Below are 14589 nucleotides of genomic sequence, written 5' to 3' on the forward strand. Positions count from 1 at the left end.
CCTCCCGCGCCCGGGCGCACCGGACCGCCCGGCCGTCGGGCGGCGGGTACCGGGCGGCGGGCCGCGTGCGGACCGCCCGCGGCCCCGGCTCACCCGCGGCGACTCCCCGCGCCCCGGCCGCGCAGACCCTACAATGACCGGCATGCCCGTGGACCGCACCGACACCCGCCCCCTGCACGCCCAGGTGGCGGGGGCCCTGCGCGCCGAGATCGACGACCACGTGATCGCGCCCGGGGAGACCCTGCCCAGCGAGGCGGCCCTGTGCGAGCGCTTCGGCGTCTCCCGCAGCGTGGTCCGCCAGGCGCTGGCCACCCTGGAGGACGAGGGCACGGTGCGCCGCACCCCGGGGCGCGCCCCGGTCGCGGCCGTGCCCACCGAGCACCACCGGCTGGTCCAGCGGGTGGCCGGGCTCTTCGACCAGTTCTCCTCCGAGGGCCTGCGCCTGTCCACCCGGGTCCTGTCCCTGGAACCGGTGGAGACAGGGACGCCCAACGCCGTCGCCCACCTGGGCACCCGGGGCGGCCTGCTCCGCCTGGAGCGGCTGCGGTCGGTGGAGGGCGAGCCGCTCTCGTACGTGCGCACGTGGCTGCCGGCGGAGCGCTTCGCGGGGCTGGACCCGGCCTCCCTGGAGGACGCCTCCCTGCACCGCCTCATGGAGACCCGGTTCCGGGCCGTGCCCAGCGGGGGGCGGCGCCAGATCCGCGCGGTCCCCGCGGACGCGAACTTCGCGGGGCACCTGGGCGTGGAGGCGGGCTCCCCGCTGCTCCTGCTCGAAGGCGGCGGCTTCGACCAGCACGGCGCCCCGCTGGAGTGGTTCGAGAGCTGGCACCGGTCGGACCGGGTGGTCTTCGACATCGAGGCCACCGAGGACCGGGACCGGGTGCGCCTGTCCCCCGCGGCCCCGCCGGCCGCGCAGCCCGCCGGGGGCGCGGGCGCACCCACGCCGGGCGCCGGCGCCCTGGAGCGGGCGCTGCTGCTCGCCGACGAACTGCGCGCCGAACTCGCGCGCGCCCGCGCCGCGGGCTGAGCCGGCCGGGACCCCAGGCCCGGCAGGGGCGTCCCGCACCGGACCCGTCCGCCGGGGGCTCCGGGCACGTCGCGGCCCCCGGCGCGGGAACGAACGGGGCGGGAACGAACGGGGTGGGAACGAACGGCGCGGGCCGGAGCGGAGTCCGCTCCGGCCCGCCGGCCCCGCCCTACCAGCCTGCCCCGGGGACCAGGTCCCGCACCTGCGGGCGGGCGGCGTCCCAGACCGTGGTGAACCACACCGAGAACGGCTCCGCGGCGCGCAGCTCCTCCAGCTCGCCGGGGCCGACCGCCCGGACCTGCGCCACCTCGTCGGGATCGGGGTCGGACGGCACGTCGAGGCGGCCCACGAAGAGGTGGTTGAACTCGTGCTCCACCAGGCCCGAGGCCGGGTCGGGGTGGCGGTAGGTCACCGTCCCGGCCTCGCGCAGCAGGGCGGGCGCCGCGCCCAGCTCCTCCCCCACCCGGCGCAGGGCGGCGATGAGCGGCCGCTCCTGCGGGTAGGGGTGGCCGCAGCAGGTGTTGGACCACACCCCGGGCGAGTGGTACTTGCCCAGGGCGCGGCGCTGGAGCAGCAGGCGGCCGTCCCCGTCCACGAGGAAGACGGAGAAGGCGCGGTGCAGGATCCCCGGCGAGCGGTGCGCCGACAGTTTCTCCGCGACCCCGGTGGTGGCCCCGTTCGGGTCCACCAGTTCCAGCAGGATCGGGTCCGGCGCCGCTCCGGCGGGGGCCGGGGACGGGGTCGTGTGCTCGGGTGCTGCGGTACTCAGGGAGTGGGACATCGCCGTCCTCGGGCTCGGTGCGGATGCGGGGGCCGTGCCCGCCGGGCGGGCACGGCGGGCGGTGCGCCGGGGTCCGGGGCGCGGTCCTCCCGGGGCGGCGGGCGCCGCCGGGAGGCGGGGGCGTGCGGGCCGCGGGTCGGCGGTTCCCCGGCCCGGACGCCTCAGATGCGGTCGGCCGCGATCAGCAGGTAGTGGAAGCTGCGCTCGCGGTAGGCCGTCAGGAAGGGGTCCTCGACGCCGGTGGCGACCGAGGACTGCTCCCGCAGCTCCCAGTAGGGGATGGTCGCGTCGGTCAGGTCCACCACGGAGATGGGGACCAGGCCGTTGGCCGCCATGGCCTTGAAGTACGCGCTGCGCGGGTGGATGTTGCAGGTGTAGTGCTCGTCGATGCGGCTGACCGCCTTGGAGCGCCCGCCGGTCACGTCGTTGTAGCAGCCGGTGATGGTCACGTAGCGGCCGCCGTGCTTGAGCAGGCGGGCGTGCTCGGCGAAGAGCTCGTACAGGTCCACGTACATGGTGGACTCGTTGTTCCAGCTGGCGCTGAGCGAGCCGGTCTCGAACCCGGTGTCGAGCATGTTGCGGAAGTGGAAGTTCACCTTGTCGTCCACCCCGCGCTCGCGGGCCTGGGCGTTGGCGAAGTCCACCTGCTTGCGCGAGATGCTCACGCCGTCCACGCTGCACCCGAACCGGGCGTTGGCCATGAAGCTCGTGCCGCCGCGGCCGGAGCCGGTGTCCATGATCCGGTCCTGGGGGCCGAGCGGGCCCAGGTGGTCCAGGAGCAGGTCGGCCTGGGCCGTCTCCAGGCGGTGCATCTCCTCGATGATGCGCCGGTCACGGGTGTCCTGCGGGCCCTCCAGGACGGAGGGGTCGTAGTCGCCCACGCCGTAGTGGTGGTGGAAGAAGCCGTCGACCTCGCCGAGGCGGATGTTGACCGGGTCCTGCTCGGCGTTCCAGTAGGCGGCCACCGACTCCTGGTAGGCGGTGCGCAGGACCTTCTCGGGGGTCGAGGGCGCGCTCGACGGAGCGGGCATGGTGTCGGTCATCGGGAGGAACTCCTTGGTCGTCAGGTGCGGGGGCCGGGGCCCCGGCGTGCGTGCGGATGGTGTGCGGGGGGAGTCGGGTGCCGGCCCTGGGGCACGGCGGCCGGACCCGGCCCGGCCGGCCCTCGGGGGCCGGCCGGGCGGTCCGGAACCTCAGGCGTGTCCGGCCGCGGCGGCCTGCTCGGGGCGGTGGTACCGGGCGGTGCTGGCGTGCCACTCGCGGCTGCCGCCCATCCAGGCCCACAGGCCCCACAGGAACCGGCCCAGCTCGGGCGGACCGGTGGCGGCCAGTCCGGCGGCCTCGGCCTCGAAGGTGTGCATGAGCTCGTCGTGGATCTCGACGGTGCGCACCATCGCCTCCCGGGCCGAGCAGCCGTCCTCGGTCTCGATGAGGCGGGGCAGGCTGAAGTCGTCGACGTCCTCCTTGCCCATGGAGTAGAGGTCGTTGACGATGACGCTGGCGGACCCGGCCAGGGTGAACGCCCGCCGGACCTCGGGGCGGCCGAACTGCTCGGCGGGCAGCTCGTACCCGGCCACCGGGTCGATGAGGGCCATGCAGGGCACGAAGCTGTTCTCGTGCCGGTGCATGAGGAACTCCCACACCGGCGGCCGCTGCCCGCTCGTGTACCAGACGCCTTCCTGGTTGTAGGCGACGAACATGATGGCCAGCTCGTGGCGGAGCCTGCGCACCTGCTGCCAGGTGGCGTACCTGCCCAGGTTCTCGATGCTGGAGCGCAGGGCCACCGCCACCGGGTCGGCCTGCACCACCTCCTCCAGCACCGGTGCGTAGCGCCGGGGCAGGTGGGCCTGGTCGATCACCGAGTGGGCGATGGCCAGGCGCTGTCCGAGCAGGTCGTGCCGCGCCTCCTCGACCTCCCCGTCCACGTAGTGGTCGTCCACCGACCACTCGGCCAGGGCGCACTTGGCCGCCGCCAGCAGGCGGTCGGGGTCGTCGGTCTCGGGGTGGGCGAGCATGATGAGCCGCCCGAACCCGGCGGTCCGCACCCGGTCGAGCTGACCGGGGTAGACGCCCACCTCGGCGGCCCACTCCACGAGCCGGTCGTCCACCTCGTCCCCCAGGGCCGGGTCGTCGCGCACCGCCGGGGGGCAGTACAGGACGGGCACGGGGTCCGCCTCCCCGCCCGCGACCCGGGAGCCGGGTCCGGCGGGTTCCGCGGCGGGGCCCGCCGGGACCAGGCCCGGCGGGTGGACCGGCAGGGAGAGCGCTCCCGCTCCCGGTCGGCCCCGCACCGGCAGCTCGGCGGGGCCGGGGCGTCTGGGGTCGCGCAGCAGCGCGTCCACCAGCGCCGCCGTCTCGGGCGCGGCGGGAGCCGCGAACATCCTGGACAGCGAGGACACCGTCTCACCCCTCCTTCGTCGGTGTCGTCCGCGGCGATGCCTGCGAGGTCGGCATCGCCGGGGCCGACCGCGTCGGCAGTGTCGGCGGAGCGTCAGGCACGCGGCTTGACCTCGATGTTCTCCAGGACCCCGACGGCGTCGGGGACCAGGATCGCGGCGGAGTAGTAGGTGCTGACCAGGTAGGCGATGACCGCCTTGTCGTCGATGCCCATGAACCGGGCGTTGAGGCCGGGCTCGACCTCGTCGGGCAGCCCGGTCTGGTGCAGGCCGACGACGCCCTCGTTGTCCTCGCCGGTGCGCACCGCGATGATCGAGGAGGTCCGGTGCTCGGTCACCGGGATCTTGCCGCAGGGCAGCAGGGGGATCCCGCGCCAGGCGGGCACCCGGTTGCCGTTGATCTCGGCGGTGTCCAGGGACAGGCCGCGCTTGTTGCACTCCTTGGCGAACGCCGCGATCGCCTTGGGGTGGGCGTAGAGGTACTGGGTGTTGCGGCGCATCGTGATGAGGTCGTCGAGGTCGTCCGGGGTGGGCGGGCCCTCCTGCGCCTGGATGCGCTGGCCGAAGTCGGCGTTGTGGAGCAGGCCGAAGTCCGGGTTGTTGACCAGCTCGTTCTCCTGGCGCTCGCGCAGCGCCTCGATGGTCAGCCGGAGCTGGTGCTCGGTCTGGTTCATCGGCTTGTTGTAGAGGTCGGCGACCCGGCTGTGGACGCGCAGCACGGTCTGGGCGACGCTCAGCTCGTACTCGCGGGGGTTGAGCTCGTAGTCCACGAACGTCTGCGGCAGCTCGTACTCGCCGTCGTGGCCCGAGGACAGCTCGATCTCGGCCTCGCCGTACTTGTTCTGGCTGTGCTGGGGCAGCGCGCCGAACAGCTCCACGTGGAAGCGCAGCGACTCGGAGCGGTCCAGGGCCTGGGCGAACTCCTGCCGGGTCAGCGTGAGCGCCATGCCGGCGGTGTCGGCCCGGGCGGTGAAGTCCCAGGTCGGGGCGTCCTCCAGCAGGTACTGCTCGCCGAACTGGTCGCCGTCGGCGAGCACGTCGAGCCGGTCGGTGCTGCCGTAGCGGCCGGTCGCGATCCGGCTCACCCGGCCGTGCACGATCAGGTACAGGCGGTCGACGGTGTCGCCCTCCGAGACCAGGATCTGGCCCGGCTCGAACTCCCGCTGCTCGAAGCGGCCGGCGAGGTCGGTGAGCACCTCCTCGTCGTCGAAGCCGCGCAGCAGGGCCAGCTCGCCGAGCTCGCGGGGGATGACCTGGACGCGCGAACCCGTCTGGTGGAACTCGATGCGGCCGTCGCCGAGGGTGTAGGTCAACCGCCGGTTGACCCGGTAGACGCCGCCCTCGGTCTGCACCCAGGGCAGGGTCTTGAGCACCCAGCGGGAGCTCTTGCCCTGCATCTGCGGGGCGGATTTGGTGGTGGTGGCCAGATTCCGCGCGGCGGCGGTGCTCAGGCTCTTCTGCTGACCGGTACGCACCTCGGGGGCTTCGGTCGTCATCGGCCCTCTCTCCTGTGTCGTGTGAGGGTCCCCGTTCCGCACCCGACAAAAGGGACCCCGGAACAAGGAGGAAAAGGTTCGATTCGGTCGATCACGGCAACAAAGGAAGTGCCGCACGAATGCGCACCTCCGACCATGAAAGCGCTGATCACGCTAGAGGAGGCGCGACGGACCCCGCAAGCGAACGCAGGATTTTCCCCGCGAATCACGGCGTTCCGGGATTCCATAACCCAAACCTACGAAGACCCTTAAAATAAACCTTCGAATTTCTTTTCGTTCCCTCCATCACGGACACAACCGAAAGATCACGAAACATCCCCGGCCAAGGCCCGCGCCCGCGCCGGCCGCAAAAACCCCCGGCGCACGCAAAAGCCGCGCCCCCGCCAGGGGGGCGCGGCCGCACGCCCGGGTCTCGGTCGGCCCCCGAGCCGGTATTCCGGTCACCGGGGGACGGTGCTCAGGTACCGCGGATCGCCCCGCAGTCCCCCTCCAGCCCCCGGCCGGCGTCCAGGTCGTAGGGGTCGTCCTCGATCAGCCCCCGGGGCCGCTCGCCCTCGGGCATCTCGTCGGCGTAGGCGGGGGTGAACGTGACCTGGTCGTCCAGGCAGTGCACCGGACCGACCGCGCGCCACCAGGCGGGCAGCACCTCCCAGCCGCCCTCGCCGTCCCCGTAGAAGGACACCTGGCCGTAGTGCGAGGTGACCAGCCGCACCGACACCCTCTCCCCGGGCCGGGCGACGGGGTGCACGATCGTGTACTCGGTGTGGACCGCCAGGTACCGCCACCCGTTCTCGTCCTCGGCGACCTCCGCCCGCATGCCGCCGTCGACCTTCACCACGTCGCCGATCGGCTCGGCGGTCCCGGGCGTCAGGTGGAACAGCAGGTTCCGGCTGTCCATCAGGGGGTCCTCGTGCCCGGCGTGCTCGTCGTACCACTCCCGGCTGCGGCGGTCGAGCAGCTGCCGGAACCGCCCGTCCCCGCCCCCGAACACCGCCTCCTCGTCCAGGTACACGGCCTCCAGCAGGTCGCCGGTGATGTCGTAGGCGAGCTGGACCCGGCCGGCGGGGTAGTCCCCGAGACCGGCCGCCTCCGGGACGGCGAACCCCTCGCCGTAGTCCTGCGCCTCGGTCCCGCCGAACGGGTCGTCCCGGTCGACCTCGTCGAAGGAGAGGGGGTAGCCGGTCACATCGCGGACGACGTCGTCCAGCAGGCGCTCGGCGGGGGCGCAGCCGGTGAGGGCGGCGGCCAGCGCCGCGATCAGCACCACGCGCGGGGCAGGGGGCACGGGGGTCAGGGGCACGGTGGTTCCCGTCTTCAGTTGTCGGGGGATTTGCGAACTTCGCCCAGTTTTATCGCAACACCACGACACTTCCCGCCCCGACCGCCCCACCCGCCCCCTCCCGCACGACCGCCGGGGCGGGGCGGCCCGGCCACGGCGACCGGTTCGGGCCCATCGCCCCCTCTTTCATCCGACGATCGGACTTTTTTCGTTCTTTTACTTGAATCACTCCAGAAAAGTGGTTAACTGGGCCCCATGCACCGAACCGACACGGAGGCGGCCCTGAGAGGAGCCTCGCTGCGCGTGACCGGACCCAGGCTCGCCGTGCTCGACACCGTCGGAGACCACCCGCACTCCGACGCGGGCACCGTGGCCCGCCTGGTCCGCGCACGCCTCGGCGCCGTGTCCACCCAGGCGGTGTACGACGTCCTGCGGGCCCTGACCGAGGCGGGCCTGGTCCGGCGCATCGAACCGGAGGGGTCGCCCGCGCGCTACGAGCGCCGCGTGGGAGACAACCACCACCACGTGGTCTGCCGCTCCTGCGGAGCGATCGAGGACGTGGACTGCGCCACCGGATCGGCCCCCTGCATCGGGGCCTCCGACGACCACGGCTTCGCCATCGACGAGGTCGAGGTCGTCTACTGGGGGACCTGCCCCCGTTGCCGCGAGGCCTGAACCGCCCGCCGGGCGGTTCACGACGACAGATCAAGGAACCCATGTCGCACGACAACACCCAGCCCCTGACCACGGCCCACGGCGCCCCGGTGGCCGACAACCAGAACAGCCTGACGGCCGGACCGCGCGGCCCCATGCTGCTCCAGGACCTGTGGTTCCTGGAGAAGCTCGCGCACTTCGACCGCGAGGTCATCCCCGAGCGCCGCATGCACGCCAAGGGCTCCGGCGCCTTCGGCACCTTCACCGTCACACAGGACATCACCCGCTACACCAGGGCCGCCCTCTTCTCCGAGGTCGGCAAGCGGACGGAGATGTTCGCCCGCTTCTCCACCGTCGCCGGCGAGCGCGGTGCCGCCGACGCCGAGCGCGACATCCGCGGCTTCGCCCTGCGCTTCTACACCGAAGAGGGCAACTGGGACATCGTCGGCAACAACACCCCGGTGTTCTTCTTCCGGGACCCGCTGAAGTTCCCCGACCTCAACCGCGCGGTCAAGCGCGACCCGCGCACCAACATGCGCTCGGCCGAGAACAACTGGGACTTCTGGACCAACCTCCCCGAGGCCCTGCACCAGGTCACCATCGTCATGTCGGACCGCGGCATCCCCGCGAGCTACCGCCACATGCACGGCTTCGGGTCGCACACCTTCTCGTTCGTCAACGCCGGGAACGAGCGCTTCTGGGTGAAGTTCCACTTCCGCACACAGCAGGGGATCGAGAACCTCACCGACCAGGAGGCGGGCGAGGTCATCGCGCAGGACCGCGAGTCGGCCCAGCGCGACCTGTTCGAGGCCATCGAGCGCGGCGAGAACCCCAAGTGGACGTTCTACGTCCAGGTCATGCCCGAGGCCGAGGCCGCGGACTACCGCTTCCACCCCTTCGACCTGACCAAGGTCTGGTCCAAGAAGGACTACCCGCTCATCGAGGTCGGCGAGTTCGAGCTGAACCGCAACCCCGAGAACTACTTCGCCGACGTGGAGCAGGCCGCCTTCACCCCGGCCAACCTGGTCCCCGGCGTGGGCGTCTCCCCGGACCGCATGCTCCAGGGCCGCCTGTTCTCCTACGGCGACGCCGCCCGCTACCGCCTGGGCGTCAACCACCACCAGATCCCGGTCAACCACCCGCGCGGCGCCCGGCTGGTCAACACCTACCACCGCGACGGCGCCATGCGCGTGGACGGCAACCAGGGCGGCGTCCCGGGCATCGAGCCCAACTCCTACGGCCGCTGGCAGGAGCAGCCCGCCTACGCCGAGCCGCCGCTGGGCGTGGGCGGCACGGCCGACCGGTTCGACTACCGCGAGGACGACGCCAACTACTTCGAGCAGCCCGGCGACCTGTTCCGCGGCATGGGCCCGGAGCAGCGGCAGGTGCTGTTCGAGAACACCGCGCGCGCGATCGACGGCGCCTCCCGGGCCACCGTCGAGCGCCACATCGCCAACTGCACCCAGGCCGACCCGGCCTACGGTGAGGGCGTGCGCAAGGCGATCGAGGCCCACCAGGCCGCCAAGCGGGCCTGAACGCCCTGAACGGCCCGCGGGGGCCGGCGCGGTCACCCGACCGCGCCGGCCCCCTCGCGTCCGGTCCTCAGGGCAGCAGGTCGGTGCGGCCGAACATCGCGGCCGCGTCCCGGGCGGAGGGGGTCCCCGCGTCGAGGTCGGCCCCCGCCGCGACGAGCGCCCGCACCACGCCCTCCTCCCCCTTGAACAGCGCCCCGGCCACCGGCGACTGGTCCCGGCCGTTGCGCAGGTCGACGTCGGCCCCGCGCCCGACGAGCGCCGCGACCGCCTCCTCCCGACCGTGGTAGGCGGCCAGCATCAGCAGCGTGTTGCCGTCCCCGTCGCGGGCGTCCACGGGCAGCCCGTGGTCGAGGAACTCCAGCAGCTCCCCCGTCCGCCCCTCCCTGGCCAGGTCCATGGCCAGCGCGACGACGCGTTCGGTCTGCTCCGGAGAGAGTGGTGTGTCCATCCCCCCATGCTAGGGACCGCGGCCCCGCGCCCCGTTCCGGCACGGCACGCCTCGGGGCCGGGGAGGGCGGCCGCCGCTTTCCCGGTCGCGTCGGGAGCGACGCGCCTCCCCCGCCGGTCCCCGTCCCGCTCCGGCCGTCGTCCGCGCCGGCCCCGCCTCACCCCAGTTCGGCCGCCACCGCGTCCGGTTCCGCCAGGCACCGCCACGCGGGCACCCGCACCGTCCGCATCCCCGAGACCGCGGCGAACAGCCCGACCCGGTCCAGGGTGCGCTCCAGCGCCCGGCCCGGGACCGGCGAACCGGTGGTGTCCGGCTCCGCCCCGTCGAGGACCACGGCCGTCTCCCCGTCCGGTCCCGGCACCACGATGTCGCACAGGTAGCCCCCGACGCGGTGCCCGACCCGCGGGTCCCGCCCCCGCTCCAGCAGCGCCTCGAACAGGCGGCTCCCCGCCTCCCCCAGGTCGTACCCGCGCCCGGCGGTGCCGAGGGAGGCGAGGTCGGCGAGCAGGCCGCCCTTCTCCCGCCAGTAGTGCAGGTCGCCCACGACGTACAGCCGCGAGCGGGCCCGTGTCGCCGCGACGTTCCACAGGTTCTGGCTGTTCAGGGCCCACTGCCCCGCGTTGCGGTGCACCCCCGCGGCCGCCGTCGGCGAGATCACGACGACGTCCCGCTCGCCGCCCTGGAACCGGTGGGCCGTCCCGACCCGGATCCTCTCGGCCGCCTGCCCGCCCAGGTTCTCCTCCAACCAGCGGACCTGGGCGGCGAACGGCGAAACGACGCCGATGCCCGCGTCCGCGGGCAGGGTCCGCCAGAGCTCCCGCAGCAGCACGAGCACCGCCTCCCCCTCGACCCGGTTGAGGCACGAGCCCCGCTCCGGGCGCTCGCAGCTCCCCCGCACGTCGATCCAGCGCACGGCCGGATCCGCGGGCGCCGCCAGCGCCGCCGTGTCGGTGCGCACCGACAGGCGGTCGCCGTAGAACCGCCGGTTGACCGGGGCGATGATGTCGGGATGGCAGCGGTAGTGCTCGTCCAGCCACAGCACCTCCCCGCCGCCCGCCACCAGCGCCGACGCGGCGGCGTGGTAGGCCGAGGCGCCGGTGAGCCCGAGCGAGCGCTCGCCCAGATCGGTGCGGTCCAGCCCGTGCGCCGCCTGGAGGCGGCGGTCGTCCTCCGGGACGAGCGGATCGACCGGCTGGAGCTGGTGGGGGTCACCGATGACCAGGGCGCGCCGCGCCCGGTAGAGCAGCGGGACGAGGTCGGCGACGGTGCCCTGGGTGGCCTCGTCCACCACCACGAGGTCGAACAGGCCCGGGTCCGGGGGGAACACGCCGCGCACCGACCGGGACGTGGTGGCCCAGGCCGGGACGGCGCGCACCAGCGCGCGCATGCCCTTCCAGGAGTTCTGCTTCGAGGCCAGGTCGCGCAGGCGGCCCTCGATGACGCCCCGGCCCCGGTGGAGCGTGTCCGCCGCCCGGCCCCGCAGATAGTCCCGGGAGACCTCGCGCCGCTCCGCCCGGATCTCCCGGATGCGGGCGGCCAGGTCCTCCGGGGCCGGCGCCGCCGCGGAGGAGGAGCGCAGTCCGCGCCACTCGTGCTCGACCTCCAGGAACGACAGGACCGCGGCCAGCTCCTCCGGCGTTCCCCCGATCCCCAGGGCGCGGCGGGTCCGCCACCGGTGCCACGGGCCGGTCCACCGGGACTCCAGCGCCGACCCCACCCGGTGCAGCCACGCCCGCAGGTCCGGCGCGCTCCCGAAGGAGTCCGCGGAGACCCCGGTCGGCAGCCCGTCGAGCAGGCGGGCGCGCGCCGCGGCGACCAGGACCGAGCGCCGCTCCCGGTTCTCGGCGTCGGCCAGCCGTCGGCGCTCCTGCTCCAGAGCCCGTCCGTGGACGGCCAACCGGGCCCCGGCGGTGGCCGGATCGGCCTGCGGCCGGGGTGCGGCCAGCAGCGCGGTGAGGATCTCCGGTTCGGCCGCCCGCCGCTCCCTGTTCCCGGTGCGCACCATGACGGCCGCGCCGTCACCGATCCGGTTCACCCGGCCGACCACCTCGTCGACGGCCGTGTTGTTGGTCGAGGCCACCAGGACCGACCGCCCCGCGGCGACGGCCGTGGTGACCACGGAGGTGATGAGCTCGCTCTTTCCCGTGCCCGGGGCGCCGGTGGCCACGGTGAGCGTGCGGTTCATCGCCGAGGCCAGGATCGCCTCCTGGGCGGAGTTGCCGTGCCCGGTCACCACGGCGGGGACGCCGGGGCCGTGCTCGCGCACGGCGTGCGCGGGCTCCGCGAGCGCGCCCAGCGCCGTCCCGGCGATGGAGCCGATCCTGATGCCGCTGCCGCCCTCCCGGTGGTCGAGGTCGCCGACGAGCTGCTTGACCGCCGTGGCGGCGGAGTCCCCGCGGTACAGGAGAGCGGCGTTGTGCACGCCGCGGCGCGCCCCGACCCGCAGGTCCAGGGCCTCCCGCAGCTCACCCGCGACCAGGTGGTCCACCACGGGCAGGCCCAGGCGTCCGCAGACGGTGCGCGCCTTGTCCGACAGGGCCGCGACACCGTCCCCGGGCCGGTCCGACTCGAACCAGGTGACCAGCTCCTCGATCTCCTCCTCTCCCGCGGCCTCCGCCGAGAGCAGCAGCTCCCGGTTGAGCTCCGGCTCGCCCACCGGCACGAGGAAGCGCCCCTCGGGCTCCTCCACCACCTCCACGTCCATGACGAGGAGGGGGGCGACCTTGGGCCTGGTCCGCCTGGCGCCGCCGCCCCGGCGCACCGGGTCGAACAGCACCGCGGGGTAGCCGTAGCGCAGCGGCCGCCCCTCCTTGACCGCCTCCGCGGCGAGGTCGTCGGCGCGCCCCGTCGGGGCCCACCTCTCCCGCGCGCGGCTGAGCAGGGACTCCGAGCCCATGGCGCAGACCGCGGCGTCCGGGCCGCCGGCGTCGGGCAGCTGCTGGAGGAGGGTCTGGCGCAGCAGGCCCTCGCGCAGGTAGTCGAGGTAGGGCGCCCAGGACCACGCGCCGGGCGCCGGGGGCGGCGGGCCCTGCGCGGCGCCGCCGCGGGCGGTGTCCGGTGCTCCCCGCCCGGCCCCGGAGCCGTGTCCTGCGGCGTCCGCAGGGCCCTGCCCGCCGGCGCGTCCGGGCAGTTCGGTCGCCGTGGCGGCCCCGGTGTGGCGCGCTAGGACCAGCGATCCGCGGACCCCCAGCGACGAGACCGTGACCCGCTGCCCGTCCACGTCGTCCACCTCCCGGTGGACGTGCTGGTAGAGGTCGAGCGCGTCGATCCACCCGTCGCCGTTGGCGTCCGGGGCAGCGCCAGCCAGGCCCCGGACGACCGACTCGGTGAAGGGCGAGGGCCGGACCCCCCTGCTGTTGTCGCCCTCGCGCGCCCGTTCCAGCGCGCCGGAGGCGGCGATGACGTAGATTCCGGCGCCGTCGCCGAGCTGGCGCTCCAGGTCGAGGGGCTCCGCCTCGTCCTGCGCGCCGCGCGTGGCGAACCCGTCCGCGAAGGCGCCGCCGAAGCAGCAGTCCAGCAGGAGGACCCTGCTGCTCATCCTGGAGTCCTCCAGGAGGCGTTTGAACACCTCCGCCGAGATCGCCGTGGTCTCCAGCCGCTTGCGCCGCGTGTCGCGCAGGGCCAGGTGCAGGCGCCCCCGCTTGTCCTTGAGACCGTGCCCGGAGAAGGAGATCAGCAGATGGTCCCGGGGCCCGGCCTCGGCGAGGGCCGCCTCCAGGGCCTCCATGGCCTCGTTGCGCGAGGGGTCCGGGAGGACCTGGACGCGGTCGTAGTGGCCGTTGGCGTTGAGCACCTTTTCGAGCGCCAGGACGTCGGCGTGCGGTGAGCGCAGGTCGTCGAGGTCCTCGTAGCGGTTGACGCCGATGAGGATGGCGGTGCGCTTCACGCTCCGGTCCCCTCCGCCCCGGCGGTCCGCGTGTCCCCGGCGGGGAGCCCCTCCCCGGCGGGACGCGCACCGCCACCGGGGCGCAGCGCCTTCACGTAGGCCTCGACGTCGGCGGGGTCGACCCGTCCCCGCACCGTCACCCTGTTCCCGTCGACCTCCACGGTGACCGACCTCTGCCCGCTCTGTTCGAGCCAGGTCCCGGCGAGCGAGACCAGCGCGGACAGGACCGGCTTGAGCAGGAGCCCGGCCACGACCACCGCCCCGGCCAGGGCCGCGGGATCGGCCGACCGCGTCCCCGGCACCTCGTCCCCCGCGGCCGCCCGTACCTCCTCGACGTCCAGGCGCTCCAGGAAGAGCACCAGGTCGCGCGTGTACCGGTCGGCCTCCTCCTCGGTGGTGTCCTCTTCGAAACCGATGCTGACCAGCGACTCGTCCCGCGGCACCCGCACACCCTCTTCCTCACGGAAAGGGACCGCGCCCTCACAGAACACGGACCCCCGACCCGCACGTTCTACCAACGGGAGGGACGGCATCGCAGCGGATTCGTGCGACTGACCGGAACCGGCCAACCGAATGAGGGGGCCGGGGTGCGGGGCGGCCACCGCGGCGAGGGGCGGGCGGCGGAGGGCCGCGCCGGTCGGGCGTCCTCAGCGGGCCCGCCGGTAGTGGGCGCGCACCTTCCCGGCCTGCTCCAGCCAGAACTCCGTCCTCCGCTCCGGGGAGGCCCCGGCCTCCAGCAGGCCCTTCTCCACCGCGAGTTCGTAGAAGCCCGGCCCGGGGTCGTTGGCCTCCTGCCGGATCATGATCGCCGAGATCATCGCTCCGACCTGGGCGAACGTGCGATCGACGGCCTCCCACAGCAGGGCGCCCACCGCCGCGCGGTCCCGGTCCTGCGAGAAGTCCAGGGGCGGCAGGCCGGTCCGCTGCACGAGCGCGCCGTTCAGCTCCCCGTAGGTCACGAACGCGTCCGTCGCGGCCCGTTCCTCCAGGAAGGGAGTGGTCTCCTCGACCAGCCGCTCCCAGTCGTCGCCCCTGCCGTACACGCTGCCTCCCGGAAAGTCGGCCGCCGCCGTCCCGGCACCGGTGG

General features: G+C 74.1%; 12 protein-coding genes. 3 read left to right on the forward strand and 9 right to left on the reverse strand.

Annotated features, from left to right (window positions below):
- The first annotated feature begins 133 nt into the window (after positions 1-133).
- Positions 134-1027 (forward strand): GntR family transcriptional regulator, encoded by an 894-nt coding sequence (locus tag BUE45_RS09085; RefSeq protein ID WP_073377589.1) that lies wholly within the window; start codon positions 134-136, stop codon positions 1025-1027.
- Between the two features lie 169 nt (positions 1028-1196).
- Here the strand turns inward: BUE45_RS09085 and idi are convergent, their stop codons facing one another.
- From idi to BUE45_RS09110, 5 genes are all read right to left on the reverse strand, one after another.
- The gene (idi, locus tag BUE45_RS09090) at positions 1197-1808 is read right to left on the reverse strand and encodes an isopentenyl-diphosphate Delta-isomerase (RefSeq protein WP_073377593.1); all 612 of its coding nucleotides are present in this window, start codon (positions 1806-1808) and stop codon (positions 1197-1199) included.
- Between the two features lie 161 nt (positions 1809-1969).
- Positions 1970-2851, reverse strand: a complete 882-nt coding sequence (locus BUE45_RS09095; protein WP_073377597.1) for a geranyl diphosphate 2-C-methyltransferase — start codon at positions 2849-2851, stop codon at positions 1970-1972.
- A 150-nt stretch (positions 2852-3001) separates the two neighbouring features.
- Complete coding sequence (locus BUE45_RS09100) at positions 3002-4207, reverse strand: family 2 encapsulin nanocompartment cargo protein terpene cyclase (RefSeq protein WP_143173307.1); 1206 nt, start codon at positions 4205-4207, stop codon at positions 3002-3004.
- 92 nt (positions 4208-4299) lie between these two features.
- Entirely contained in the window at positions 4300-5700 is a 1401-nt protein-coding gene (locus tag BUE45_RS09105) for a family 2B encapsulin nanocompartment shell protein (protein WP_073377600.1), read from the reverse strand.
- 457 nt (positions 5701-6157) lie between these two features.
- Positions 6158-7000 (reverse strand): hypothetical protein, encoded by an 843-nt coding sequence (locus BUE45_RS09110; protein WP_245832924.1) that lies wholly within the window; start codon positions 6998-7000, stop codon positions 6158-6160.
- Positions 7001-7234: 234 nt separating this feature from the next.
- Here BUE45_RS09110 and BUE45_RS09115 point away from each other — a divergent pair, with 234 nt between their 5' ends.
- Both BUE45_RS09115 and BUE45_RS09120 read left to right on the forward strand, forming a co-directional pair.
- Positions 7235-7654, forward strand: a complete 420-nt coding sequence (locus BUE45_RS09115; protein WP_073377604.1) for a Fur family transcriptional regulator — start codon at positions 7235-7237, stop codon at positions 7652-7654.
- A 41-nt stretch (positions 7655-7695) separates the two neighbouring features.
- Positions 7696-9168 (forward strand): catalase, encoded by a 1473-nt coding sequence (locus BUE45_RS09120; RefSeq protein WP_073377608.1) that lies wholly within the window; start codon positions 7696-7698, stop codon positions 9166-9168.
- Positions 9169-9235: 67 nt separating this feature from the next.
- On the opposite strand, the gene BUE45_RS09125 is transcribed toward BUE45_RS09120, so the two are convergent.
- From BUE45_RS09125 to BUE45_RS09140, 4 genes are all read right to left on the reverse strand, one after another.
- Positions 9236-9616: an ankyrin repeat domain-containing protein gene (locus BUE45_RS09125; protein WP_073377612.1), complete on the reverse strand. Its 381-nt coding sequence runs from the start codon at positions 9614-9616 to the stop codon at positions 9236-9238.
- Between the two features lie 157 nt (positions 9617-9773).
- Positions 9774-13502, reverse strand: a complete 3729-nt coding sequence (locus BUE45_RS09130) for a caspase, EACC1-associated type (RefSeq protein WP_073377616.1) — start codon at positions 13500-13502, stop codon at positions 9774-9776.
- Positions 13499-13951, reverse strand: coding sequence for a movement TGBp3 family protein (locus tag BUE45_RS09135; protein ID WP_073377619.1), 453 nt, complete (start codon positions 13949-13951; stop codon positions 13499-13501). The genes BUE45_RS09130 and BUE45_RS09135 overlap by 4 nt, the downstream gene beginning before the upstream one ends.
- A gap of 198 nt (positions 13952-14149) precedes the next feature.
- Positions 14150-14545: a hypothetical protein gene (locus tag BUE45_RS09140; RefSeq protein WP_073377622.1), complete on the reverse strand. Its 396-nt coding sequence runs from the start codon at positions 14543-14545 to the stop codon at positions 14150-14152.
- Between the last annotated feature and the right edge of the window lie 44 nt (positions 14546-14589).

This window comes from Nocardiopsis flavescens (assembly GCF_900141985.1).
Lineage (GTDB): Bacteria > Actinomycetota > Actinomycetes > Streptosporangiales > Streptosporangiaceae > Nocardiopsis > Nocardiopsis flavescens.

Bases quoted from the DNA above. Each gene is read 5' to 3' on its own strand.
- BUE45_RS09085 (WP_073377589.1), top strand. From the start codon at position 134: ATGACCGGCATGCCCGTGGACCGCACCGACACCCGCCCCCTGCACGCC.
- idi (WP_073377593.1), bottom strand. From the start codon at position 1,808: ATGTCCCACTCCCTGAGTACCGCAGCACCCGAGCACACGACCCCGTCC.
- BUE45_RS09095 (WP_073377597.1), bottom strand. From the start codon at position 2,851: ATGACCGACACCATGCCCGCTCCGTCGAGCGCGCCCTCGACCCCCGAG.
- BUE45_RS09105 (WP_073377600.1), bottom strand. From the start codon at position 5,700: ATGACGACCGAAGCCCCCGAGGTGCGTACCGGTCAGCAGAAGAGCCTG.
- BUE45_RS09115 (WP_073377604.1), top strand. From the start codon at position 7,235: ATGCACCGAACCGACACGGAGGCGGCCCTGAGAGGAGCCTCGCTGCGC.
- BUE45_RS09120 (WP_073377608.1), top strand. From the start codon at position 7,696: ATGTCGCACGACAACACCCAGCCCCTGACCACGGCCCACGGCGCCCCG.
- BUE45_RS09125 (WP_073377612.1), bottom strand. From the start codon at position 9,616: ATGGACACACCACTCTCTCCGGAGCAGACCGAACGCGTCGTCGCGCTG.